We start from the raw sequence: 25,245 nt of genomic DNA, 5'->3' as shown, positions 1-25,245 counted from the left end.
CAGGGCACCGCCACCGCTGGACGTAGGGGCACCGCCACCGCTGGACGTAGGGGCACCGCCACCGCTGGATGGTATGGCACCGCCACCGCTGGACATCATGGCACCGCCACCGCTGGACATCAGGGCACCGCCACCGCTGGAAATCATGGCACCGCCACCGCTGAAAGTCAGGGCACCGCTGTTGTTGGATCTTATGGAAAAGCTGAAGCGATCTCTGGCTCAATAGAAACCGGTCAATTTAGTTTAGGCGTTATGCTCAACGACGGTGTGTTATCTCTCGGAACAGAGTGTCTGGGATTTATTCGTATTAATCCTAATTTTGATGCTTCCCCATCTGACGATTCCCGTTTCAAAGCAGGCCTGTTGAGTCGTATTAGAATTCGATTACCCGATAGGTCTATTATCACCGTTGTAATTGATGGCGAAGCGTATCTGCCGGACGTGTTTTATACCCTGAACCCAAAAGGAGAAGTTGTGGAATGGAAAGAAGATGGCTCTCATCGAACTCCAACAGTGCAAACCCCTTTGAACATGCCGAGATGGAAAGACTGAAACGCGATCTAAAAGAGAAATTCTGCTTACAAGGGCAATTGCATAATGAGCTCATACTTGGTCATACTATTTCTGTGACAAAACAAACATTAAAACAGTTTAATTTATTCAAAAATTTTGAAAGGGGTTTTTTGCAAGCGCTGAAAAAATCATTTTCCGCATTGGTCGCGGCAGATCAAAACTCTCAACAATGGCGAATTGGAAACAGTTTTATCAATCATGAGGCTGATCGTGCTGTTGTGCATGTTATTTTAACTGGAGGTAGTAGTCGTTTTCCAATTATCAGAACGATGTTAGTATATTTGGCTCCATCATAAGCACTTGCCAATTGCATGACTTAAGGTTAATTGAAGTTGTGCAGCAGCCTATAGGATTATTTTTCGAATTTTCACCAGACGTGAACGAAATAAATGCAGAAATTGTTAGACCGGCTGTTGTGGAATGGGATAACAAATCACAAACCATCAGATCGGTTGTTTTGCGTGGTGTTTTGGCACAAAAATCAAGGTAAATGCTGTTGCTTACCAAAAAATTCTGGAAGATCCATGACAACGATTCATGGACCAAACGGGCGCAGCGGCGGCAAGTCTGGTAAAATCGGCGGCGTTTTTATCTCTTTTTGCTTGGAAAAGACCCATGTTCGCAGCCGACCAAACCATTGCACAATATGATCCTGAGCTTGCCGCAGCAATCGAGGCAGAAGTCCAGCGTCAAGAAGACCACATCGAACTGATTGCTTCAGAAAACTACACCAGCCCTGCGGTGATGGAAGCCCAAGGCTCACAACTGACCAACAAATACGCCGAAGGCTATCCGGGCAAACGCTTCTACGGTGGTTGTGACCATGTGGATGTGGTAGAACAACTGGCGATTGACCGCGTCAAACAACTGTTTGGTGCAGAATACGCCAACGTCCAACCGCATTCTGGCTCACAAGCCAATCAAGCGGTTTATTTCTCCATCCTCAAACCCGGTGACACCGTGATGGGCATGAACTTGGGTCATGGTGGACATTTGACCCACGGTAGCCCAGCTAACCTATCTGGCAAATTATTCAACATCGTTGCCTATGGTTTGAACGAAAACGAAGAAATCGACTACGACGACATGGAACGTGTCGCCACAGAAACCAAACCAAAACTGATTATTGGTGGTGCGTCTGCGTATGCCTTGCGTTTTGATTTTGAACGCATGGGACAGATTGCGAAAAAAGTCGGCGCTTACTTCATGGTTGACATGGCACACTATGCTGGTTTGATTGCCGCCGGTGTGTATCCTAACCCTGTGCCACATGCCGATTTTGTCACATCTACCACCCATAAAACCCTGCGTGGCCCACGCGGTGGGATTATTTTGGCGAAGGCTGAGTACGAAAAATCATTGAATTCTAATGTGTTCCCAACCCTACAGGGTGGCCCATTGATGCACGTTATCGCTGGTAAAGCGATTGCGTTTAAAGAAGCACTGCAACCTGAATTCAAAGCCTATCAAGAACAAGTGCTGAAAAATGCTGCAGCAATGGCGAACACATTGGCCAGCCGTGGCCTGCGTATTGTGTCGGGTCGCACTGAATCGCATGTGTTCTTAGTCGATTTGCGTCCAAAAGGCCTGACTGGTAAAGCGGCTGATGCTGCGCTGAATCGCGCTCATATTACCGTCAACAAAAATTCGATTCCAAACGATCCAGAAAGCCCATTTGTGACCTCGGGTATTCGGATTGGCTCGCCTGCGATTACCACTCGTGGTTTCAAAGAAGAAGAAGCCATCTTGGTAGCGAATTTAGTGGCGGATGTGTTGGATGCGCCGGAAGATGCAGCAGTTGCTGCGCGGGTGGCAGAACAAGCGACAGCGTTGTGCCGTCGTTTCCCTGTCTATGCCCGTTAATTTGTCAGATTGACTGATTAAAAAGCGGCGGGCGTGAGTCCGCCGCTTTTGCTGTTTTTTGATTAGGGTAAATCGCCGTCATGAAATGCCCGTTCTGCGGACACCTTGAAACACACGTGATTGATTCGCGTGTGACCGAAGAAAAAGACGCTATTCGCCGTCGCCGTCGATGGATGTTTAGCGTGTGAGAAGCGTTTTACCACATTTGAAACTGCCGAAGTGCGTATGCCACAAGTGGTGAAACAAGGCGGTCATCGTGCCGATTTTTCAGAAGAAAAATTGCGAGTCAGTTTTTCGCGCGCGTTACATAAACGGCCGGTTTCCACTGAGTCCGTCGATGAGGCAGTGCGCCGAATTCAACAAAAATTACTGGCCAGCGGCGCACGCGAGGTGACATCGCGCTTAATTGGTGAGATGGTGATGAAAGAATTGGGGCGTTTAGATAAAGTCGCCTATGTGCGATTTGCTTCGGTGTATCGAAGTTTTGAGGATGTCTCAGAGTTCTCCGAGGCGATAGAAGAATTATCGCGTGGTGCATAGCCAAGACGGCTGTGTGTGTGTTTATTTTTTCTTGCAATGGATATTGGTATGCCTCCCCCGCCTAAAATAAAAATAGTGAAAACATTAAGTAAGCAATTACTGGTTCACGATGTGCGCGGAATGCCTCGCAGTTTGGCCGAACAAGGGGCAGAGGGTTTTCGATCGCTGTGTGATAGCTTTGATATCGAGGCAACGCGCCTTGAACAAACCTGTCCCGGTATTGAAAAAGCACTGGAGCAAAGTCCATTAGCGGCCTTACTGCGCGGTAAACTCGCCGAGCGTAACAATCAACACCGTTTCCGCCATGCCGCAGTGTATGTGTCATATATGCACAAAGAGCTGGCTTTTGTGCACCGCGCTCAATTTAGCGTTGAAGCTGGCGATAAGAATGCAGGAAAAGGTAAGCAGCCAAATACGCTGTTACTACCACATCGCATGTTGCTGCGCTACCTCGATATCCCGACCACATTGCCACTGGCAGAGCAAACCACCGCCTTGCAAGGCATGGAGATTTGGTTAAGTTTGCATAACCAAACCCAGCTGTGGGGTGGAAAGCAATTTGATCAAGAATTACTGAACAGCTATTCCCTCGATTGGCCTTACGCCATTTTTGCTTTGCAAAAAATCGTTGATGTCCTACAAAATTGGTCATCACGTTGCACCGATGAAAAATCCGCCACCCTCGATGCCTTATGGGCATTACTACTCTTATGTGCCCCACATGGCTCGTCAGGCGTCACCGAACATATTTTATTAACCGAATGGGGTGTGCCGTATGCTGAGGCACAAGAGATTGCAAAAGCGTATCGCGATAATCTCGTCTATCCCACTGAATTGTTTCACTTTGCCCCGCTGCATCCCGCACAACAAGCGCGTTTTGAGCACGGAGAAGAGGCTTGCTGTTTAGAAATCGACAGCAATCTGTTCCCAAGTGCAATCGGTGGTTTCCAACGCGCTTATCTACAACAGGCGCTATTTCCCGACAGCCAAACTGAACAACCGCTTTTACCCTCGCTGTTCAACTATTTTTCTTTTGCTGTCTGCCACTTAGCTGAAACCTTCGCCGACTTGCTGCCGCAGCGTTTGGCTGAAGACGTGGAATTTGCACAACTATTTGCCATCGCACCGGACGATGTGCAAATCACCATCGGCCAAACCGAGGCCGCAGAATTGGCACCGCATGTTTTACGGATGACAGAATTAGCGGTGTTGGCGATTCAACAAGCGGTGGTCGATTTTTGTTCCGATTGGTCACAGCAAAGCTTGACCCTAGCATTGCAAAAGCAAAGTTTAGCGGGGCTGATTGGGTTACAAACCAAACTTGCGCCAGAGCATCAGCACTATGGCGCGATTACCCAATTGATGCAGCAGTTGTTACAAGCACAGGCACATATTGGCCTGAAACAAGCCTATCACTTTGCACAATGGCAATATCAGTGGCAGACACAATTAGAGGCTTTGCAGCAACTGACTGCAGAAGAAAACGATGCGCAAGCCGATGAACGCAAAAAAAATCAGCTGAAAACCACCTTGGCTGCTCTGCATGAGCATAGCCAAACCGTGCTGAGCACGTTTTTCCCAGAGTTACAAACCACCGATAGCCAAACTCACGCTGAACAACAATTACGCGATTTGTTGGCAAGACCAGAACTCTCCTCGCCATTACGCAGTGCATTACAGCAATGGCAGCAGCATTATCAGGCGCGTACGCAACAACAGCAGTTGCCTGCACTTGAACAGTTACAAGCAGTGCTAGAACAAGCCAACCAAGATTTTCAACATCTGTGCCACATTACCGATCATCGCCAACAACAATGGACACAAACGCTGGCAGATTTAACAGCAAAAATTGTGCAATTACCGCTGCAATTTCCATTGCAAACGCTGGCACCGATTGAAAATGAAATGGCCGAATCCGCCGAGCCGGATAATACCGCTAACGGCCAAGAGCAAGCGCGTAAAGTGCAGAAAAAATTGGATAAGGCTAATAAACTTATTCACGATCTCAATCGCTCAATTGAAGGATATGAAAAACAAAAGCGCACTTGGTTAGAAACCGAAGCAAAATTGCGTAGCGAATGTCGAAAACTTGAGCAAACGCGCCCAGCTTGTTTAACCCTACCCGGTGGTAATACCTTGGCTGATTTAGCCAGTGGTTTAGTCAGAATGTTGGGTTCGGATAAAAGTCCTGAAGCAGTATTAGATGCTGCCAGTCGGTTTTGTGAAAATAAACTATTGGTATTAGACAGTGCTCGCCATAGCGCAAGAAATTACATGCGTAACGAGTATAGTCCGCAAGATTTAATGCAATCTTTGCTTAAATTGGCTTTGGAATATCTGCCAAATTATCTCATCGGCGGTGATAATATGGCGCGTAATGTATTTGGACAAAGCTATAGTGCGCGTGAATCGGATACGGTGAAAAACGATAAAAGAATGCGTGAACAGCGTGAGTTTCTTTTCAAAGGACAAAAACGCTTATTTCAAAAACATTTGAGTTTGAATAGTTATTTGCGTTTGTATTTTGAAGTGGAACAAGATAACGAGCAAATTGTGATTGCTTATTTGGGTGAGCATTTAGATTGCACCATGACCAATTAAACTAGGTGAAAATGTGATGGCATTCGTTGATGTCGATGAAAAATGGATGGCAAAGGCATTACAACTCGCCGAGCGTGGGTTATATACCACCTCACCGAATCCTCGCGTCGGTTGTGTCATTGTGCGTGATGGCGTCTGTGTCGGCGAGGGATGGCATCACCAAGCGGGAACGCCTCATGCTGAAGTGCATGCGCTACGAATGGCTGCCGATTTAGCACAAGGCGCAACCGCTTATGTCACTTTAGAACCCTGCAGTCACTTTGGCCGAACGCCGCCGTGTGCCGATGCGCTGATCACGGCGGGAGTAAAACGTGTGGTAGCAGCAATGACCGATCCGAATCCACTGGTGGCAGGGCAAGGGTTAGCACGTTTAGCAGCGGCAGGGATTGAGGTGAGCGTGGGTGTGTTGCAAGCACCCGCGATGCAACTCAATCGTGGTTTTGTGTCACGTATGACCAGAAAAAAACCGTGGGTGACGCTGAAAATCGCCGCCAGTTTAGACGGCAAAACGGCGTTAAAAAATGGTGAAAGCCAGTGGATTACGGGTCCAGCAGCGCGGCAAGATGTGCATCAATTACGAGCCCGACATTGTGCCATTATGACCGGTAGCGGTACGGTCATCGCTGATAATCCGCAATTAACGGTCAGAAATTTTTCAACAACAAGACAACCCAAAAGAGTCGTTATTGATAACGACCTGAAAACCTCTGCTGCTGCAAAAATCTATCAACAACAAGAATTTGCTCAAACCTATCTCTACACCACAAACCAAAGCGAAACCCAACAACACACCTTTGTCAATCAAGGTGTTAAAGTCATTGCATTGCCTGCAACCGCAGAACAGCGTGTCGATTTATCTCAAGTGCTAGAACATTTAGCTAGCGAGGGAATAAACGAGGTCATGGTTGAAGCAGGGGCAACACTCAACGCGGTTTTATTACAGTCGGGTTTAATTGATGAAGTCGTGTTATATCTAGCACCGACCTTTTTAGGGGATAGCGCAAAAGGTCTTTTTGCTGGTATTGACCTTACTACCCTAACCCAACAATATCGTTTTAGTCTAGCTGATATTCGTTTGTTGGGTCAGGATTTACGTTTAACCTTAACACCCGCTACGGTTTCCGCATCGCTAACTTAACGTAAATAGCGTCTGGTCCGGTTTTTAATTCACTGATGCCAACATAATCAAATGCATTGTAGCCAAACAATTGGCTATTTAATGTCGGGGCAAGGGAAGGCACTTGATCCAAACGAATCGATAAAACCTGCCCTTGTACCCGCGCATAAGGCATTTTCTCGACTAAATCCCGCATCACTTGATCGCCAGTGGCAAGACTGACCGCGCCAATCGCCATATTGCCTAAAATACGCACCAGTGCATTTTCTGATACGGCTTGCGATGACTGTTTAAAAGAAATATGTACGGTACGATTTGGCCAATCTACCGGCAAAAATTGGAACTCCAACTGGTGTTTAGCAGCAATGCCTTTATCACTTCGTAAGAAAACAATGCCTTTTTCTGGCGTTAGTTGAATATCCTCAATCAGTAAAGATTCATTCTTAACGCTGTTTTGTAGTCTTTGCAAAATCAAGCTTTTAGGTAAGACAACCCCCTCACGATTTAACCCAGGGAGTTTTGCAGCAAATTCTTTCATCTTAAGATAAAAGGCAATAATTTGGTCTTGCTCTTGTGCTTGAGTCAGTTGAGTTGATAACAAGCCCAATCCACTCACCAACAACACAGATAACCAACGCCGACGAGACATCATCATTATCCCTCTCTAATCAAAAATCGTGCGTGCACCATCAAAACGAGCAGCAAAGTAGCTGTTTTCTAAACTTTCCACTCGCACTGTGCTGTTAGTTCGCGGGGCATGAATAAATTTGCCATCGCCAATATAAATCCCCATATGCGAGTAAGGGCGATTCATGGTATTAAAAAAAACCATATCGCCTGCTCGCAATTTTTCACGGGAAATTTGACGTGTTCTTGCGGCAATTTCTGCCGCATTATGTGGCAAAGAAACACCCACCGCATTTTTGTAAATAAATGCTGCCATACCGCTGCAATCCAAACCTGCCTCTGGATTTTTGCCGCCAAATTGATAGCCAACATCTAACAAGCCTAAGGCATACATCACAATTTCTCGACTGTCGCCAGAGGCTTGAATATTTGCCAAACTTAAATTAGGCCGTGTTTTAGTAACCTTAGTTGGTGGTTTTTTGCCGCTAGTTTTAGTTGGTGTTGAACTACAAGCGGCAAGCAATAGGGCAATTGTGGCTATTGTGATGAGCTGCGTTTGTTTTCTAACCATTCCCATCTTTCTAATTTCTCCATTAACAACAGATCAATCTCATCTATCCTTTGTTGCCATTGTTTGACTTGTTCGATTTGTTGGCGGTAGACGTTGGGATCGAGTAAGCGATTTTGTAACTCGGCTTGCTCGGTTTCTAGCTGTGAAATTTGCTCTGGTAGCTGCTCTAACTCTTTATTTTCATTGTAGGTAAGCTTGTTTTTTCTTTCCTTAACCCGTTCGGTTTTTTCTGCTTTGGTATTTGCCTCTGCTGCTTTTTTAGTGGGTTCTGTTGCAATGTTGAGGTGTTTTTTCAAATTCTGCCAATCAGACCAGCCGCCGGGTGATTCGATCAACTTACCTTCACCTTCAAAAGCAATCACCTGTGTCACCACATTATCCAAAAAAGCACGATCGTGGCTGACCAAGAATAAGGTGCCTTGGTAATCGCTTAATAATTGTTCTAATAAATCAAGCGTATCAATGTCTAAATCATTGGTCGGTTCATCTAAAACGAGAATGTTAGCAGGTTTGGTAAAAAGCCTTGCTAACAATAAGCGATTGCGCTCGCCTCCTGATAAAGAGCGAACAGGACTACGAGCACGAGCAGGAGGAAATAAAAAATCCTCTAAATAGCTCATGACATGCTTACGCCCTGTCGGTAAATCAATAAACTCGCTGCCTTGGCTAATGACATCAATCAATGTTGCATCTTCATCTAATTGAGTGCGGAATTGATCAAAATAGGCAATTTCTTGTCGTGCGCCTTGTTTGATTGTGCCACTGTCTGGTTGAATTTCACCGAGAATCAATTTAAGCAGTGTAGTTTTACCCGCACCATTTGGCCCAACTAAACCAATTTTATCGCCACGCATAATTCTGGTTGAAAAACGCTCAATCAACTTTTTATCGCCGAATGATTTAGAGACTTGCTCTAATTCAGCAATTAACTGAGAACTCTTTTCCGAAATAGAAACAGCTAGGTTAACACGTCCTTGTACTTCTCGCCGCGCTGCACGTTGTCGGCGCAATTCTTCTAAGCGGCGGACACGTCCTTCATTACGGGTACGTCTTGCTTCGATGCCTTTACGAATCCAGACTTCTTCCTGTTTCCAAAATTTATCGAACTTGCGATTATGGATAGACTCAACTGTTAATTCTTGCGCTTTTCTTTGTTGATAGGCTGCAAAATTACCTGGGTAATTACGGACAAAACCACGGTCTAATTCAACAATACGATTAGCCACATGATCTAAAAAAGTACGGTCATGGGTAATAAATAGTAATGTCCCTTTAAACTGGGTTAACAATTCTTCCAACCATTCAATTGCATTGACATCAAGATGGTTAGTCGGTTCATCGAGCAATAATAAATCAGGTTGGCTGACTAACGCTCTTGCTAATGCCACCCGCTTTTTCCAACCACCAGATAAAGATGCCATCAGCGCATCGGCATCTAAACCTAAGCGTTGTAATGTGTTTTCAATCATGTTCTCAAATTGCCACCCTTGGCGGATTTCAAGTTCATGTTGTAAATGGTGAAGTTTTTCTAATAGTTTTTCATGGTCTTGTTGTGAGTCATGCAGTAGTTTTGTCAGCTGATGATATTCAGTTAACAAGTTTTTTAACTCGCCTAACCCTTCTGCCACCGCTTCAAATACAGTATGGTTCAGATCAAATACTGGTTCCTGCGGCACCCATGCGGTTTTGATGTTGTCTTGAAAGACAATCCGTCCATCGTCAAGATGAACCGTACCTGCTACTGCTTTTAATAAAGAAGATTTGCCCGCACCATTACGGCCAATTAAACCGACTTTATCACCTTGTTCTAAACTAAAACTGACCTCATCCAATAGAGGGTGATGGCCAAAAGCTAAGCTTGCTTTTTCAATTGATAAGATAGCCATTTGATTCTCAAAAAAATTAAATAGACACCAAGCCCATTTTCACCGCAGCTTTCACTAAGCCAGCAAGATCACGGCATCCCACCTTTTGGGCAATTTTGTTGCGATGAAATTCAACTGTTTTTGGACTGATTGCCAAATTTTTAGCAATTTGTTTTGCCGATAATCCTTGTGCAATGGCGGTTAACACTTTCTGTTGTTGTGGCGTTAATATCACCTGTGCCGGCGCTAACTCGGTAGCAATATCAGCTATTTTAGGACTTAAATAGCGTTGGCCTTGTTGTACCGTGTTGAGTGCTTGTTCTAACTCGGCCAATAAGCAATCTTTCAATAAATAACCATCCACCCCCATATTAAGTGCACTCAAAACCGTCTCTGGTGTTTCCACACTCGATAACATGACAATTTTTAGCGTGGGGTGCGCCGTGCGTTGTTTAAGGTGTTGCACCGCCGACAAGCCTGTCATGCCCGGCATTAACACATCCATTAACACAATATCTGGATTGAGCATTTCAATCTGTGTAATGGCCTCTGCTCCATTTGAGGCTTCGCCACAGATGGTGAACTCATCTAATTGTTGCAACAGCGCAGTGATACCAACCCGAACTAGTAAATGATCATCTGCAATCAAAACGCTGGTTGTGGTTTTAGCGGTGTGGCAGGGCACTGTTACAGAAGGGAAAACATCCATAAAACGAAGGAAAGAAGCAAAGGGAAGAATGGCCGCCAATCATACGCGAATATGTCTATGAACGCTGCGTTGCAAAAATGAAAAACCTTCTCAGGACTTCACTTAGCCCACTATTTGCAGTTAGCATGCCAAAAAAACATCAAAAAAACAGAAAAATGAGGAGAACATGATGGGCCCCCTAACTGGTATTCGTGTTGTTGAGTTTGCAGCCCTCGGGCCTGCACCGATGGCGACCATGCTTTTAGCTGATCTTGGTGCGGATGTGGTGAGAATTGAGCGTGCTAATCAACATATTGGCGCACTATTTGATCCAAAATTAGACATCCTAAACCGCAACCGCCGCGTGATTACGTTAGATCTGAAATCTCAAGATGGGTTAAATACAGCGCTAGAGTTTATTACCCAAGCCGATGCCTTGATCGAAGGTTTCCGACCCGGGGTAATGGAACGTTTAGGGCTAGGGCCTGCGGTGTGCTTAGAGAAAAATCCAAAACTGGTGTATGGCCGTATGACCGGTTGGGGGCAGCATGGCGCGTTATCCCACGCCGCCGGACATGACATCAACTATTTATCGTTATCTGGTGCGTTACATGCCATCGGTGAGCATGGTGGTAAGCCGGTGGTGCCGCTGAATTTAGTCGCTGATTGCGGCGGCGGGGCGATGTTTCTCGCCTTTGGTGTGCTAGCTGCACTGCTTGACGCAAAACGGACTGGGCAAGGCCAAGTGGTTGATGCAGCGATGACAGATGGTTGTGCCACTCTTATGACCATGATGCACACGCTTATGGCGATGCAACAATGGCAGCCGATGCGTGGCAGCAATCTGTTGGATGGTGGGGCACATTTTTATGACACTTATCGTTGTGCGGATGGTGAATATGTGGCGGTCGGAGCGATTGAACCGCAGTTCTATGCGTTGTTATTACAAAAGTTAGGCATTGACGACCCCGATTTTGAACAACAATGGAACCGTGACGCTTGGCCGCGTTTAAAAGAGAAAATGGCTGTGGTGTTTTTACAAAAGACCCGCGATGAGTGGTGGGAGATTTTTCAGGGAACGGATGCCTGTGTTTCACCGGTGCTTAATACCGCCGAGGCCGTTCAAAATAGCCACAATCAATCACGAGGGACTTTCATTTCGGTCAATGGCATCGCGCAAGCAGCACCCGCTCCACGATTTAGCCAATATCCACAACTGCCTTTGCCACAATCACCTGCATCGCCACAACCTTGGCAATCTATTTTGGCGGATTGGCAACAACACCATGACTAAGCGAAACTTTTGCAACATTGCGTGAATGCAATAACCACAGGTGGGGAGTCTGCAAGGGGCTCGCAATTTTCTGCTTTTTTAGCAAAGTACCTACGCTTTTCTTCACAGCGGGACCACATCCGTATAGAATAAGCAAGCTTTTTGCAGCCCGAACGTTTTCGCCGGTGCATCTCTTATTCGCAGCGTACGGTCGGGCGAAGTGTTATCCCAAAAGCGACGCTATATCTATATTCGAGAGAGAGGATTCAAGCCGTGTTAGAAGCTTATCGTGCCCATGTCGCTGAACGTGCTGCTCAAGGTATTCCCCCCCTGCCATTAAATGCAAAACAGACCGAATCGCTGGTCGAATTATTAAAAAATCCTCCTGCTGGTGAAGAGGCCACTCTGGTTGAGTTGATCACCTACCGTGTGCCTGCTGGTGTGGATGATGCGGCTAAAGTGAAGGCCTCTTTCTTGGCTGCGGTTGCAGAAGGTTCTGTGACTTCTCCCCTGATTTCCCGCGAAAAAGCCACCGAATTATTAGGCACTATGCTGGGTGGTTACAACGTCAAGCCATTGATCGACCTGTTGGCTGATTCAGCTGTTGGCGCGATTGCTGCCGATGGCCTGAAAAAAACCTTGTTGGTGTTCGATGCTTTCCATGATGTGAAAGAATTGGCTGACAAAGGCAATGCCAACGCCAAAGCAGTGTTGCAATCTTGGGCTGACGCCGAGTGGTTCACCAGCCGCCCAGAAGTGCCAGCTACGCAAAAACTGACCGTGTTCAAAGTATCGGGTGAAACCAATACTGATGACCTGTCGCCAGCTCCTGATGCTTGGTCTCGTCCAGATATCCCACTGCACGCTTTGGCGATGCTGAAAAACCCACGTCCTGGTATCGAACCAGAAGAAGCCGGCGTGCGTGGTCCAGTGCAACAATTGGAAAACCTCAAAGCCAAAGGCAACTTGGTTGCTTATGTTGGTGATGTGGTCGGTACTGGTTCTTCCCGTAAATCGGCAACCAACTCTGTGTTGTGGTTCACCGGCGAAGACATTCCTTTCGTCCCGAACAAGCGTTTTGGTGGCGTGTGCTTGGGTGGCAAAATTGCTCCGATCTTCTTCAATACCATGGAAGATGCCGGTGCTTTGCCAATCGAACTCGACGTTTCCCAAATGGAAATGGGCGATGAAATCGAACTGAACATCGATTCTGCTACCGCTAAAGTGACTGCCCTGAAAAACGGTGCGGTGATCTCTGAAGCACAGTTGAAAACCCCAGTGATTTTGGATGAAGTGCGCGCCGGTGGCCGTATTCCTCTGATTATCGGTCGTGGTTTGACTGCAAAAGCACGCGAAGCACTCGGCTTGCCAGCTTCGACCCTGTTCCGCTTGCCTGTGGCACCGGAAGACAGCGGTAAAGGTTTCTCGTTAGCACAAAAAATGGTTGGCCGCGCTTGTGGTTTGCCAGAAGGTCAAGGCGTTCGCCCAGGTACTTACTGTGAGCCACGCATGACCACCGTTGGTTCGCAAGATACCACCGGCCCAATGACTCGCGACGAGTTGAAAGATTTGGCCTGTTTGGGCTTCTCCGCCGACTTGGTGATGCAATCTTTCTGTCATACCGCTGCTTATCCGAAGCTGGTTGACGTGAAGATGCACAAAGAATTGCCGGCTTTCATCTCGACCCGTGGTGGTGTGTCGCTGCGTCCAGGTGATGGTGTGATTCACTCTTGGTTAAACCGTCTGTTGTTGCCTGACACAGTGGGTACCGGTGGTGACTCCCATACCCGTTTCCCAATCGGTATTTCCTTCCCAGCCGGTTCCGGTTTGGTGGCGTTTGCGGCTGCAACTGGCGTGATGCCGTTGGATATGCCTGAATCTGTGTTGGTTCGCTTCAAAGGCGAAATGCAGCCAGGTATCACCCTGCGTGATTTGGTGAACGCAATTCCGTTGTACGCAATTCGCCAAGGTCTGTTGACAGTTGAGAAGAAGGGTAAGAAAAACATCTTCTCCGGTCGCATCTTGGAAATCGAAGGCCTGCCAGATTTGAAAGTGGAACAAGCATTCGAATTGTCCGATGCCTCCGCTGAGCGTTCTGCTGCTGGTTGTACCGTTCATCTGAACAAAGCGCCTATCGTTGAGTACATGCAATCTAACATCACACTGATGAAGTGGATGATTGCCAATGGCTACGAAGATGCACGTACCCTGCGCCGTCGTATCAAGGCCATGGAAGAGTGGATTGCCAATGGTGAGTTGCTGTCTCCAGATGCCGATGCCGATTACGCTGCTGTGATTGAAATTGATCTGGCCGACATCAAAGAGCCTATCGTTGCTTGCCCGAACGATCCTGATGATGTGAAATCGTTGTCCGAAGTGGCTGGCGACAAGATTGATGAAGTGTTCATCGGTTCTTGCATGACCAATATCGGTCACTTCCGCGCTGCTGGTAAAGTGCTGGAAGGCAAATCGGACATCCCAACTCGTCTGTGGATTGCACCACCAACCAAGATGGATGCAATGATCCTGAACGAAGAAGGTTACTACGGTATCCTTGGCCGTTCCGGTGCGCGTTTGGAAATGCCTGGTTGTTCGCTGTGTATGGGTAACCAAGCACAAATCCGCAAAGGTTCGACTGCCATGTCGACCTCGACTCGTAACTTCCCGAACCGTCTGGGTCTCGACACCCGCGTTTACTTGGGCTCCGCCGAGTTGGCAGCAATTTGTGCCTTGATGGGCAAAATCCCAACGACAGAAGAATATCTGGCACAAGTCGCGGTTGTGAATGCAAAAGCATCCGAAATCTACCGTTACATGAACTTCAACCAGATTGAAGCGTTCCAAGAAGTAGCTGACACAGTGGAAATGTAAGACTTTCACTCTGTTTTTGAAAAGCCTCCCCGTTTTGGGGAGGCTTTTTTATTATTTTTCTTTGTTAAATCGCAGTGCTTGCGACGCTTGATGACGGGTTTCGTGATCGGTGTGCAGATAACGCCGAGTGGTCTCAATATTACCGTGCCGTAAATTTTGACTGACAACCAATAATGGAATGCCCGCTTCTAACTGATGTGATGCCGAGGTATGACGTAGCCAATGAGTTGAGGCAGTGCGCAAACGGAAGGCAATATCAAACTGCTGTTGTTGTTCTGCGCGCTGCGCGGCTTGTTCAAAAATTGATTTGGTAATCAGATAAATGGATTTACTGCTTAAACAGTTCCATTGTCCTTTGTCCGACAGCCGACCTACCAGAGGAATATTCTCACGCGGATGAGGATAAGCTGTGAGCCCAATAGCACTGCGATAGCGCACCAGTTGTTGTAACAGTTCATCGTTGATGGGGATTTCACCTTCTTTATTGCCTTTACCAATCACCCGCCACCACCATTGCCCACGCCGTACAAAAATATCACCCATCACAGCATCAGCGACTTCAGAGCGTCGAGCTCCAGTAAGATAGAGCAAAGAAAACAACCAATTAGCCCGAATCGCGTGTGCTTTTTGTTTTGCCGTATCTTGTGGCAAATCTGCCAGCGTCTCTAAAACAGCCTGCCACAGCTCCTGATCGAGGTAGCGTTCAACCGTTTGAATTTTTTTCGCAGTCCGCTTGCCACGTCTTGCCAGTGCAAGGGGGTTCCCTTGCAAATAACCCGCTTCATTCAAATAGCGAAACAGCCCGCTTAAAATCACCAAAGTTTGTTGGATGCTGCTGGGTTGCAACGGTTTGGTAAATGGCCGCCAGTTAGGATGATGCCGCGCTACCGCAGGGCCAATCCATCGTTCCGCAGGTTGTGGATTGGCTAAAAAACGCTCGAAATCCATTAAATCATTGCGGCTGAGTTGTGACAGTGTGCGCTGTTGCTCCGTCATCCACATTAAAAAACGTTCGGCTTCTTTGCGATAACTGGCGAAAGTATGCGGAGAGTCTTCATATTCGCGTAACCAAGTCAACACCGCATCAATATCATTTTCCGCCGTGATAAGACGGGGTTGATCGTGAGGCAGGGGCGCGAGTGTGTTCGCTGGTGTAAGAGAAGGAAGTAAGGACATTATGAGGTTTCTTTTGCGGATTCATCGTCGGCTTTGGTTCTTCTCTCTGTGTTTTCAATCAGTTGCTGTCGCAAGTTTTCATATTCCTGCCGCAGGGTACCGAGGGCTTGGGTAGTTTCGCGCCACGCTAAAACAATTTGTTCATGGTTGAGGCGGACTTGTTCTAATTGTTGTTGTTTTTCTTGTATTTGTGCTTGTTGTTGTTGGGTTTGCCACTGTGCCTGCAATAGATTGTTTTGCACATGTTGTAGCTGCTCTTGATAACGCGCTTCTTTCAGCGCGAATTGCTTTTGCTGTGCTTGCAGATTGTCTTGAATCTGTTGCTTTTCCTTATTGAAACGCTGCCGTTCTTCCTCTGTTTGTTGATATAACTGCAGGCGCAAACCTTCCAGACGGGCATACGCCAATTCTTCTTTTTTATCCGCTTCAAGTTTGATTTGCTGAATATGCTCTTGGTGAACAAGCTGTAATTGCGCCATTTTTTCGTCAAATTGTAGCTGCTGCCGTGAAAAATCTTGCAACAGCGCAGCGTTGGCTTTTTCTAATGTGATGTGGCTGGCTTGTGCGATTTCTTTTTCGCGAACGGCTTGTTGCAAATGTTCTTGTAACAGATGCAGGGCCTGTTGTTGTTGTAATTGCTCTGCTTGCAGATTGTCCTGTATCGCTAATAAAGCTAACCGTTCAGCTTCAAACGCTGCTTTTTCTGTCTGCCATGCCAAACGCTCGGCTTGAACTTCTGCTTTGACGGTTTCTAAATGTTCCTCTGCTTGTTCACAGGCGGTTTGCCAAATTTTTTCTACCGCTTCAATCAACACCGGCGGCCAATCGGGGCGGCGGCTGGCGGTGCTTAACTTTGCTAAAAATTCCTGCCGCCAATTTTTCAATTCGCTGTTGATGGTGGTATTCGAGCCACTGCCGACACGCTCGCGCACACTGTTTACCGTTGGCCAAACGCCTTCTGCAGCTAGACGATAGGCTGCTTCATGAATACGTAACACGATATCAGACATCTTGGGTTTCCTTGGTTAAGTGCTAGGCACAATGCTTTTGAGAAATTGAATTGTAAAATATTTAATGAAATATGTAAATTATTTTTTATCGCCATTCTTTTGCTTCCCATAACCATCATAATGGGAAGTTTTTTAAGAAATAGGGGAAGAAATGTTTTTAATAACAGCAACTTAGTTTAGTTTGGCAATGTGAAGGGTATTTCGCTAGTGATTAGGCCGAAACGACACAATTCCGGCCCTTTTGCTTAGCCTGATACAACGCGGCATCTGCTCGGGCAAACAAATCGGTCATGGTTTCGCCTGTCTTTGCCTCGGCAATACCAAACGACATCGAAAGTTTGCCAATTTGATAGTCGGGGATGAGATTGACTGTGCTACGAACTCGCTCGGCTAATTTCAATGCGACCGGCAACGGTGCATCGACAATCAACACAAACTCATCCCCGCCCCAACGAATCACCGCATCTGTTTGGCGAGCCAGTTGATTCATGGTATGAGCCACATCCTGAATCACACGGTCACCGGTGATGTGGCCATGTTGATCGTTAATTTGTTTGAAAAAATCGATGTCACATACAATCAAGCAAAAACAGCCATCTTGATCTTGGGTCAGTTGTTCAAGTTGATTGTGTAGCAGTCGCTCACCGGCATGTCGGTTGAGCAAACCGGTTAATTGGTCGTGATGTGCCAATTCACTCAATGTTTTTTCACGTTCAACAATATCGCTAATATCCTTTGCAACACTGACAAAGTGAGTGATGTTTCCCTGCTTATCTTTCAATGGTGCAATGCTTTGTTCGGCATAAAATACTTGGCCATTTTTACGCCGATTCATAAAGGTGGCACGAAAGCCTTGGCCTTGAGAGAGTTTTTTCCACAGATCACGGTAAAAAATCGGGTCATGGTTGCCTGATTGTAATAACCGTGGTGTTTTTCCGAGAATTTCTGTTGACTGATATCCGGTCAATTTTTCAAAAGCAGAATTCACAAAAACGATTTTTGCTTTTTGATCTGCAATCAGAATGGGGTCTTGCGCGGCATTCAGCGCCTGCACCATCAAATCACGTTCTTATTCTGCATGAATTTTGCTCGTTAAATCTTGTTGAATGGAGATAAAGTGAGTGATTTTTCCTGTTGAATCTTTTACTGGTGAGATATTCCATTCAACAAAATAAGCTTCACCGTTTTTTTTGTAATTTACGGTCTGGCCTTGCCAAAATACCCCCTGCTTTAGCGCAATACGTAAACTGTCAATCACTGCACGGTCGGTATTTGGCCCCTGCAAGATTCTTGGTGATTGGCCTTGCAATGTCTCTAGGTCATAGCCTGTCATGTGACAAAACGCGGGGTTGCAATACTGAATAAAAGGGCCGTGATCTTCTAAACAGGCGTCTGTGATTAAAATTGCGCTGAACGATTGATCAAGCGCGATTTGCAAAAAATTGTCTTGTAAAAATTTGATCATTATAAAATCACTGGCCTATATCAATATCATGTAACACGGTTTCTGTTGGGTAGGATTCCCATCTTGCACGCATTTTTTTGATCACCTCGGCAGGTACTTGATGTACCGAAGGCCATGTACCTGTTGTGACATAAACCGTCAATTCACAACCCGTATCATGTACCATGTCTAAATACGGCTGCATTTCAGATTGTCGGGTAAAGGTATTGCTGACAATCACCCTTTGTTTTTGTTTAAGTGCCTGTCGGGTTTTTCGTATACACCATTGATGTGCCTGTGGTAAGCGATTGGCTTGAAATAAATATTCACCTTTTTTAGAGGTAAAAAACATATCGGCTTCAAAATGTACGGTATTGTCTTGTTGCAGTAATTTTTTTGCTAACGTGGTTTTTCCGCTACCCGGCAACCCTCTAATTAGAATCAATGCTGACATTGTTATAAACCTGTTGTTCTTTTCATTAGCCAAAAATATATTGCATTGGGCAGCAATGTGATTATCCGTAAGATAACAGTAAATTTTTTTGGGAAGTGAATCTCAAATTTTCCTTGAGATAAGCCAAGGCAGATTTCTTTTGCGTCGGTTTCTGGCGAAATTAAAGCCGGCATTGTAAATTGATTTTTCGCGGTTAACCGTGTTTTAACAAAACCCGGATTCACTAAGTAAACACCAATGCCTTGTGGTTTTAAATCCAAATAAAGAGTTTGCGCAAGGTTTTGGATAGCCGCTTTTGTTGCACCATAAACTAAACTATTGGGCATACCACCCCAGCCAGCAACACTAGCTAACAAAATAAGACTGCCCTGTTTATTTTTTATAAAATCGGGGGTAACCGTGGTAATACCATATAACACAGCCGATAAATTTGTTGAAATGACTTGATCAACCTCTGCGGGGGTAAGTTGCCAAGTCCGCATGGGTGTGTAATCACCAAGGGAAAAAATCACCGCATCTAATATCTTGTTTTGTTGAGAAAGTGCAGCATAACAGGCTTGCCAAGCTGCTGGTTCTCGCGCATCCATCGGTAGAACAGAGACCCCTGTTTTGCCATCTTCGACCGCTTGCAGTGCGGATAGCGTTCGGCCAGATAAAATCAGCTCAGCGCCGAGTGAATGTAATTCGTTGACTAACGCCGCACCGATGCCGTGCCCTGCGCCGATAATCCAAACTCGTTTACCACGCCAATCTTTTAATTTTGGGTTAAGACTCATCATTGGCTCCAAGATTTAACAAGTATCAGATATCGATTACACCACTTTAATTTTAGTTCCGACGGTGTTTTAGCAAAAAAGCATAATATCATATCTCAATATAAAAGAAAGCTAATTTACTGTTGCAATTTTCCTCCTCGTGGTATCGTGCCAACGGTTTTTGTGACAGATAAGGAGATGGTATGGATATAGTGGTGATGTTTTTCTTATTTGGTTTGATCGCTGGCCTATTGCGCTCCGAGCTGAAGTTACCTGCTTCATTATATGAATCTCTTTCGGTTTTTTTACTGTTAGCGATTGGCTTGAAAGGTGGGCAGGGGCTGGCACAACAGGATTTATTGCCTTTATTACCCCAGCTGGGTGCAGTGATTGCGCTTGGTGTATTACAGACTTTAATCGCATTTTTTATTTTAATAACATTTGGCAAATTTGACCGCGCCAATGCCGCAGCGATGGCGGCGCATTACGGTTCGGTCAGTGTGGCTACGTTTGCTGTCGGCAGTGATTGGCTGGCGTCGCGTGACATTTTCTTTGAATCGCAAATGGCGATTTTCCTAGCCGTGATGGAAGTGCCTGCCATTATGGTGGGGATTATTTTGGTGCGTGGTATTAGCAAAAACACTGAGTGGAAAGCACTGGCCCATGAAACTTTTTTGGGCAAGGGTGTGACCTTATTGCTCGGGGGGATGTTGATTGGCTGGGCCGCCGGTCCAGAGGGGTTGGCCTCGGTAAAAGGCGTGTTCTTTGATTTATTCAAAGGGGCACTGGCGTTATTCCTGCTAGAAATGGGGCTGATTGTGGCGCGGCAAGCGGGGGATTTACGGCAGCGCGGCATCTTTATTATCGGCTTTGGTGTGTTGATGCCGCTTTTCTCAGCTGTTTTGGGTCTCAGTTGTGGTGCGTTGATTGGGCTGTCTATCGGTGGTATGACGCTGTTGGCGACACTGGCGGCGAGTGCCTCGTATATTGCCGTCCCAGCGGCGGTGCGGTTAGCCATTCCTGAAGCCAATCCAGCCCTATCACTTGCTACCGTTTTGGGTGTGACCTTTCCATTTAATATCATGGTTGGTATCCCGTTTTATCACTATCTGGCTGAAACACTGTTTGGGGCATAACGATGGATCATCTCGAAAATCGCACGCTGTTAACCATTATTACCGAAGCTGCCATTGAACATGCTTTGCTTAAGGATTTAGAGAAGCTCGGCATCAAAGGCTATACCGTGTCTGATGTAAGGGGACGGGGAAGCCGTGGGGTGCGCGATGCCACTTGGGGTGAGGCGGCCAATATCCGTGTCGAAGTCATTTGTCAGCGTGAAGTTGCGTTAAAAGCCTTGCAATTCATTCAAGATAAGTTCTATCAGAACTACGCCATGATTTCTTTCTTGCAAGAAGTAGAAGTGCTACGGCCAGAAAAATTTTAGTGAACATGTTGGCTGGCTGATATTCGGCTGACTTTAGGGGGGCACCACGGTGTGCCCCTAATTTTTTCTGGCTAACAACCTGCCAGTCGCGAGGTTTGCGGTTAAATCTGGTAAAGTGTTAGGTTTTTCTCGCTGTGATGAATTTGCGATGACTGAGCTTTCCCCTGTTGCCCGCCAAGCGGCGCGCCGTCGTACCTTTGCGATTATTTCCCACCCCGATGCGGGTAAAACCACCTTAACAGAAAAACTATTGCTGTTTTCTGGTGCAATTCAAACCGCTGGTACCGTCAAAGGAAAAAAATCCGGCAAGTTTGCGACGTCCGACTGGATGGAAATTGAGAAACAACGTGGTATTTCTGTTGCCAGCTCGGTGATGCAGTTCGATTACTGCGACCATGTGGTCAATCTTCTCGACACCCCCGGTCACCAAGACTTTTCTGAAGATACCTACCGTGTACTCACGGCGGTGGACTCGGCTTTGATGGTGATTGATGCCGCCAAAGGTGTGGAAGAACAAACCATCAAATTGCTTAATGTTTGCCGATTGCGTGATACGCCGATTGTTACCTTCATGAACAAGTATGACCGTGAAGTGCGCGATTCGTTAGAACTGTTGGATGAAGTCGAGAATATCCTCAAAATCCGCTGCGCCCCAATCACTTGGCCGATTGGGATGGGAAAGAATTTCCGTGGTGTATACGATTTATTGAATGATCGCGTGGTGTTGTTCGAAGCAGGTGCAGAACGGCTGCCACACGAATTTGATATTATTGAAGGCCTGCACAACCCACGGTTAGACGAACTTTTCCCGTTGGAAATGGACGCGCTGCGCAATGAAATTGAATTGGTGCAAGCTGCCAGCCATCCTTTCGTTTTAGAAGAATTTTTAGCAGGTGAACTCACGCCAGTTTTCTTTGGCTCGGCCATCAATAATTTTGGGATCAAAGAAATTCTTGATTCTTTGATTGAATGGGCGCCAGCGCCTTCACCACGCGATGCCACTGTGCGCAGTGTCGCGCCAGAAGAAGAAAAATTCACCGGTTTTATCTTCAAAATTCAAGCCAACATGGACCCGAAACATCGTGACCGCATTGCCTTCTTGCGTGTGTGCTCGGGTAAGTTTGAACGTGGTATGAAAATCAAACACCTGCGGCTCAATCGCGATGTGGCGGCCAGTTCGGTGGTCACGTTTATGGCGCATGATCGTGAAATTGTTGAAGAAGCATGGCCGGGCGATATTATCGGCTTGCCTAACCACGGCAACATTCAGATTGGCGATTCCTTCAGCGAAGGGGAAATGTTAGCGTTTACCGGCATTCCCTTCTTTGCACCAGAGTTATTCCGCAGTGTTCGCATTAAAAACCCGCTCAAATTAAAGCAACTGCAAAAAGGCTTACAACAGCTTGGGGAAGAAGGTGCGGTACAGGTATTCAAACCGATGAATGGCGGCGACTTGATTTTAGGGGCGGTGGGTGTATTGCAGTTTGAAGTGGTGGCTCACCGTTTGTTGACGGAATATGGTGTTGAGGCGGTATTTGGGTCATGCCCGATTTGGTCGGCTCGTTGGGTAAGTTGTGATAACCGCCAGAAATTCGATGAGTTCCAAAATAGTCTGGTGCATAATTTGGCGGAAGATGCCGCAGGTAGTTTGGCCTACTTAGCGCCCAACCGTGTCAATCTTGATTTAACCAAAGAACGGTGGCCTGACATCGCCTTCCATGAAACCCGAGAACATTCTGTCAAACTGTCATGATTGAATGGACTGCTCCCATTCGGGACCTGATACAAAGTCTGCCGAACCAGTGGGGGCCGGATATTATCCGGTCTCTGGTATTGGTCATCAGTTTAGTGATTGCCAATACCCTCGCGGGTCGTGCCTTGATGCGACAAACTCAGCTGAGTTTAGAAACTCGCCGGCGGTGGGCGGTCAATCTGCGCAATGTGCTGTTAATCATCGGCTTATTGCTGTTTGTGATTATTTGGTTCCGCGAGATTGAAACCGTCGCTGTTTCTTTGGTGGCCATTGCAGCTGCCATTGCCATCTCAGGCAAAGAGATGATTATGTGCTTTGTCGGGTCGGCTTATCGCACCATGGCTAAGTGCTACTCTGTTGGCGATCATATCGAGATCAATAACCTACGCGGGCGGGTGATCGACTTCAATTTGTTTGGTACCACGTTGATGGAAATTGGCCCTGGCCGCCATGCCCATCAGCTGACCGGTCGCTTGTTCACTATCCCAAACAGCCTGTTATTGACCCATACCGTGTTTCGTGAAGACTTTAGCGAGGAATACACTGTCCACGTTGTTAGCGTACCCTTGGCAGTAGAAGCAAATCTATTGCAGGCCGAAGCCATTTTGATGGCTGCTGCTACCGATATTTGTGAACCTTTTATGGAAAAAGCACAAAAGTTCATGGCCAAGATGGAAGCCATGCACATGGTCGATAGTCCGTCGGTAAAACCTCGGGCCTCGATTCAAATTGTGGACGAAAAACACGCCTTGGTGATGGTCAGAATTGGTATTCCTCCGAGCCAAAAACAGAAAGTGGAACAAGCCATCCTACACCGCTTTGTGGCAGAGTTTTTTCAACAACAAGCGCGTAGCAGCACATAAAATACGCGATCTCTCCGCCTTATATTAAGGAACCCGTCTTATGTTTACTGGAATTATTCAGGCCGTTGGGTTGATTTCTGCTGTGGAATCGCGTGGTGCAGATGTACGCCTGACCATCGCCAGCAATGACTTAGATTTATCTGATGTAGCGCTCGGTGACAGTATTGCCCACAACGGCGTGTGCTTAACCGTGATTTCGCTGTTCGAAAAAGGCTATCAGGTTGATGTATCGCGTGAGTCGCTGAACTGCACCACCGGCTTGGAACATGCAGGGCAAGAAGTCAATTTGGAGAAGGCCCTACGTCTTGCCGACCGTTTAGGTGGCCATTTGGTCGCGGGCCATGTGGATGGTGTGGGGGATGTAGTGCGTTTTGAGCCAGTTGGCGAATGCTGGGAGCTGGATATCGTTGCGCCGCAGCGACTGGTACGCTATATCGCTGCCAAAGGTTCCATTACGGTCAACGGCGTGAGCCTGACCACCAATCGGGTTGAGGGTAATCGTTTTTCGATCAATTTGATTCCTCACACTTTACAAAACACCACCTTAAAACACCTGACCACCGGCGACAAAGTCAACTTAGAGGTTGATTTGATTGCTCGCTATGTGGAAAGAATGTATCAACCAGAAAGTGCCGCATAATGAATGGCTTATCACCAATGACCGAAATCATCGCCGATATCCGCATGGGTAAGATGGTGATTTTGGTTGACGATGAAGACAGAGAAAACGAAGGCGACATTATTCTCGCCGCCGATTTTGTGACGCCAGAGTTAATTAACTTTATGGCGAAGTATGCGCGGGGGTTGATTTGCTTAACCTTGACCGAGCAGCGTTGCCAGCAGTTAAACCTGCCGTTAATGGTCAATAACAACGGTTCATCGCATGGCACCAACTTCACTTTGTCGATTGAAGCAGCCGAGGGTGTATCAACTGGTATTTCCGCTGCCGACCGTGCACGCACGATTCAAGCAGCGGTTGCTCGTCATGCTAAGCCGTCTGACATTGTGCAACCTGGGCATATTTTCCCACTGAAAGCACAAAACGGTGGGGTGTTGGTGCGAGCGGGTCATACCGAGGCAGGATGTGATCTGGCCGGTTTGGCCGGACTAACACCAGCGGCAGTGATTTGTGAAATCATGAACGATGATGGCACGATGGCGCGCTTGCCAGAGTTGTTGGCCTTTGCTCAAGAGCACGGTTTGAAAGTTGGCACGATTGCCGACCTGATTGCTCACCGTAGTCAAACCGAGAGTTTGATTACCCATGTGGCAGAACGTCCAGTGAAAACAGCGTGGGGAGACTTTATCCTCCATGCTTTCCGTGATGAAAGCAGTATGGCAACCCATCTCGCCATCGTGACGGGTACTATCACGGCTGAAAATGAAACCTTGGTGCGCGTCCACGAGCCGTTGTCAGTGGTCGATTGGCTCGATATTGACGAACATTCCCATTCGTGGAACGTGCCGCAGGTGTTACAGAAATTCGCTCAATCCGAACAAGGTGTGTTGATTTTATTGCACAGCACAGAATCGGGAGATGATTTGCTGGCGCGCACTTTCCCTAATACTGTCCCTGCTGTTGCTAGAAAATGGGATCCAAAAACCTATGGTATTGGCGCTCAAATGTTGCGTACATTGGGCGTTGGTAAAATGCGTTTGATGTCAAAACCATTGAAAATTCCAAGCATGACGGGCTTCCATCTCGAAGTGTCTGGCTATGTGCTACCTGATGGCTCGTTGCTGTAACAAATGTTGTC

At 46.7% G+C, this 25,245-nt stretch carries 23 protein-coding genes and 1 pseudogene; 14 read left to right on the top strand and 10 right to left on the bottom strand.

What is annotated here, in order from left to right; genetic code table 11:
- The 6 genes and pseudogenes from G465_RS16050 to ribD all read left to right on the top strand — a co-directional run.
- On the top strand, nucleotides 1–552 hold a 552-nt coding region (locus G465_RS16050; RefSeq protein ID WP_211213674.1), incomplete at its 5' end, for a DUF4774 domain-containing protein.
- Nucleotides 540–869: a hypothetical protein gene (locus G465_RS0104930; protein WP_022653374.1), complete on the top strand. Its 330-nt coding sequence runs from the start codon at nucleotides 540–542 to the stop codon at nucleotides 867–869. The genes G465_RS16050 and G465_RS0104930, both read left to right, overlap by 13 nt.
- A gap of 319 nt (nucleotides 870–1,188) precedes the next feature.
- Nucleotides 1,189–2,436: a serine hydroxymethyltransferase gene (gene glyA, locus G465_RS0104925; protein WP_022653373.1), complete on the top strand. Its 1,248-nt coding sequence runs from the start codon at nucleotides 1,189–1,191 to the stop codon at nucleotides 2,434–2,436.
- 80 nt (nucleotides 2,437–2,516) lie between these two features.
- Nucleotides 2,517–2,976 (top strand): annotated as a pseudogene (nrdR, locus tag G465_RS13580) (transcriptional regulator NrdR).
- Between the two features lie 48 nt (nucleotides 2,977–3,024).
- Nucleotides 3,025–5,577, top strand: coding sequence for a hypothetical protein (locus tag G465_RS0104915; protein WP_155846491.1), 2,553 nt, complete (start codon nucleotides 3,025–3,027; stop codon nucleotides 5,575–5,577).
- 16 nt (nucleotides 5,578–5,593) lie between these two features.
- Nucleotides 5,594–6,715: a bifunctional diaminohydroxyphosphoribosylaminopyrimidine deaminase/5-amino-6-(5-phosphoribosylamino)uracil reductase RibD gene (gene ribD / locus G465_RS0104910; RefSeq protein ID WP_022653371.1), complete on the top strand. Its 1,122-nt coding sequence runs from the start codon at nucleotides 5,594–5,596 to the stop codon at nucleotides 6,713–6,715.
- Here ribD and G465_RS0104905 read toward each other — a convergent pair.
- The 4 genes from G465_RS0104905 to G465_RS0104890 form a co-directional block, all read right to left on the bottom strand.
- Nucleotides 6,690–7,349 (bottom strand): hypothetical protein, encoded by a 660-nt coding sequence (locus tag G465_RS0104905; protein ID WP_022653370.1) that lies wholly within the window; start codon nucleotides 7,347–7,349, stop codon nucleotides 6,690–6,692. The two genes, ribD and G465_RS0104905, sit on opposite strands and share 26 nt — an antisense overlap.
- Nucleotides 7,350–7,358: 9 nt before the next feature.
- A complete protein-coding gene (locus G465_RS0104900; protein WP_245556750.1) occupies nucleotides 7,359–7,757 on the bottom strand; it encodes a C40 family peptidase in 399 nt (132 codons plus the stop codon).
- 101 nt (nucleotides 7,758–7,858) lie between these two features.
- Nucleotides 7,859–9,778 (bottom strand): ATP-binding cassette domain-containing protein, encoded by a 1,920-nt coding sequence (locus tag G465_RS0104895; protein WP_022653368.1) that lies wholly within the window; start codon nucleotides 9,776–9,778, stop codon nucleotides 7,859–7,861.
- Nucleotides 9,779–9,794: 16 nt separating this feature from the next.
- Entirely contained in the window at nucleotides 9,795–10,406 is a 612-nt protein-coding gene (locus G465_RS0104890; RefSeq protein ID WP_027405178.1) for a response regulator, read from the bottom strand.
- A gap of 226 nt (nucleotides 10,407–10,632) precedes the next feature.
- Between G465_RS0104890 and G465_RS0104885 the strand changes: the two genes are divergently transcribed.
- Both G465_RS0104885 and acnB read left to right on the top strand, forming a co-directional pair.
- Nucleotides 10,633–11,739, top strand: coding sequence for a CaiB/BaiF CoA transferase family protein (locus G465_RS0104885; protein ID WP_027405177.1), 1,107 nt, complete (start codon nucleotides 10,633–10,635; stop codon nucleotides 11,737–11,739).
- A 252-nt stretch (nucleotides 11,740–11,991) separates the two neighbouring features.
- Nucleotides 11,992–14,589: a bifunctional aconitate hydratase 2/2-methylisocitrate dehydratase gene (acnB, locus tag G465_RS0104880; RefSeq protein WP_022653365.1), complete on the top strand. Its 2,598-nt coding sequence runs from the start codon at nucleotides 11,992–11,994 to the stop codon at nucleotides 14,587–14,589.
- Between the two features lie 51 nt (nucleotides 14,590–14,640).
- Here acnB and G465_RS13575 read toward each other — a convergent pair whose 3' ends face one another.
- From G465_RS13575 to G465_RS0104855, 6 genes are all read right to left on the bottom strand, one after another.
- Entirely contained in the window at nucleotides 14,641–15,765 is a 1,125-nt protein-coding gene (locus G465_RS13575; RefSeq protein WP_022653364.1) for a tyrosine-type recombinase/integrase, read from the bottom strand.
- Nucleotides 15,765–16,775: a DNA-binding protein gene (locus G465_RS0104870; RefSeq protein WP_022653363.1), complete on the bottom strand. Its 1,011-nt coding sequence runs from the start codon at nucleotides 16,773–16,775 to the stop codon at nucleotides 15,765–15,767. Before G465_RS0104870 ends, G465_RS13575 begins: the two co-directional genes overlap by 1 nt.
- Nucleotides 16,776–16,986: 211 nt before the next feature.
- Nucleotides 16,987–17,832: a diguanylate cyclase domain-containing protein gene (locus G465_RS13570; protein ID WP_211213673.1), complete on the bottom strand. Its 846-nt coding sequence runs from the start codon at nucleotides 17,830–17,832 to the stop codon at nucleotides 16,987–16,989.
- 12 nt (nucleotides 17,833–17,844) lie between these two features.
- Entirely contained in the window at nucleotides 17,845–18,240 is a 396-nt protein-coding gene (locus G465_RS16045) for a PAS domain-containing protein (protein ID WP_211213672.1), read from the bottom strand.
- A gap of 7 nt (nucleotides 18,241–18,247) precedes the next feature.
- Nucleotides 18,248–18,673 (bottom strand): ATP-binding protein, encoded by a 426-nt coding sequence (locus G465_RS13565; protein ID WP_022653362.1) that lies wholly within the window; start codon nucleotides 18,671–18,673, stop codon nucleotides 18,248–18,250.
- A 2-nt stretch (nucleotides 18,674–18,675) separates the two neighbouring features.
- Complete coding sequence (locus G465_RS0104855; RefSeq protein ID WP_027405176.1) at nucleotides 18,676–19,452, bottom strand: SDR family NAD(P)-dependent oxidoreductase; 777 nt, start codon at nucleotides 19,450–19,452, stop codon at nucleotides 18,676–18,678.
- 179 nt (nucleotides 19,453–19,631) lie between these two features.
- Between G465_RS0104855 and G465_RS0104850 the strand changes: the two genes are divergently transcribed.
- The 6 genes from G465_RS0104850 to ribBA all read left to right on the top strand — a co-directional run bounded on the left by G465_RS0104850 (nucleotide 19,632) and on the right by ribBA (nucleotide 25,234).
- Nucleotides 19,632–20,564 carry a sodium-dependent bicarbonate transport family permease gene (locus G465_RS0104850; protein ID WP_022653360.1) on the top strand — a complete coding sequence of 311 codons (933 nt, stop codon included), beginning with the start codon at nucleotides 19,632–19,634 and terminating at the stop codon, nucleotides 20,562–20,564.
- A gap of 2 nt (nucleotides 20,565–20,566) precedes the next feature.
- The gene (locus G465_RS0104845) at nucleotides 20,567–20,872 is read left to right on the top strand and encodes a P-II family nitrogen regulator (protein ID WP_022653359.1); all 306 of its coding nucleotides are present in this window, start codon (nucleotides 20,567–20,569) and stop codon (nucleotides 20,870–20,872) included.
- A 148-nt stretch (nucleotides 20,873–21,020) separates the two neighbouring features.
- Nucleotides 21,021–22,625, top strand: a complete 1,605-nt coding sequence (locus G465_RS0104840) for a peptide chain release factor 3 (protein ID WP_022653358.1) — start codon at nucleotides 21,021–21,023, stop codon at nucleotides 22,623–22,625.
- Entirely contained in the window at nucleotides 22,622–23,488 is an 867-nt protein-coding gene (locus G465_RS0104835) for a mechanosensitive ion channel family protein (RefSeq protein WP_022653357.1), read from the top strand. The genes G465_RS0104840 and G465_RS0104835 overlap by 4 nt, the downstream gene beginning before the upstream one ends.
- A 40-nt stretch (nucleotides 23,489–23,528) precedes the next feature.
- A complete protein-coding gene (locus tag G465_RS0104830; protein WP_022653356.1) occupies nucleotides 23,529–24,128 on the top strand; it encodes a riboflavin synthase in 600 nt (199 codons plus the stop codon).
- Nucleotides 24,128–25,234, top strand: coding sequence for a bifunctional 3,4-dihydroxy-2-butanone-4-phosphate synthase/GTP cyclohydrolase II (gene ribBA, locus G465_RS0104825; RefSeq protein ID WP_022653355.1), 1,107 nt, complete (start codon nucleotides 24,128–24,130; stop codon nucleotides 25,232–25,234). The genes G465_RS0104830 and ribBA overlap by 1 nt, the downstream gene beginning before the upstream one ends.
- Nucleotides 25,235–25,245 lie beyond the last annotated feature (11 nt).

The organism is Aquaspirillum serpens DSM 68, from assembly GCF_000420525.1.
In the GTDB taxonomy this organism is placed as follows: Bacteria; Pseudomonadota; Gammaproteobacteria; order Burkholderiales; family Aquaspirillaceae; genus Aquaspirillum; species Aquaspirillum serpens.
The sequence above is the reverse complement of the archived record's forward strand: the minus strand, read 5'-3'. Positions and strand labels throughout refer to the sequence as shown.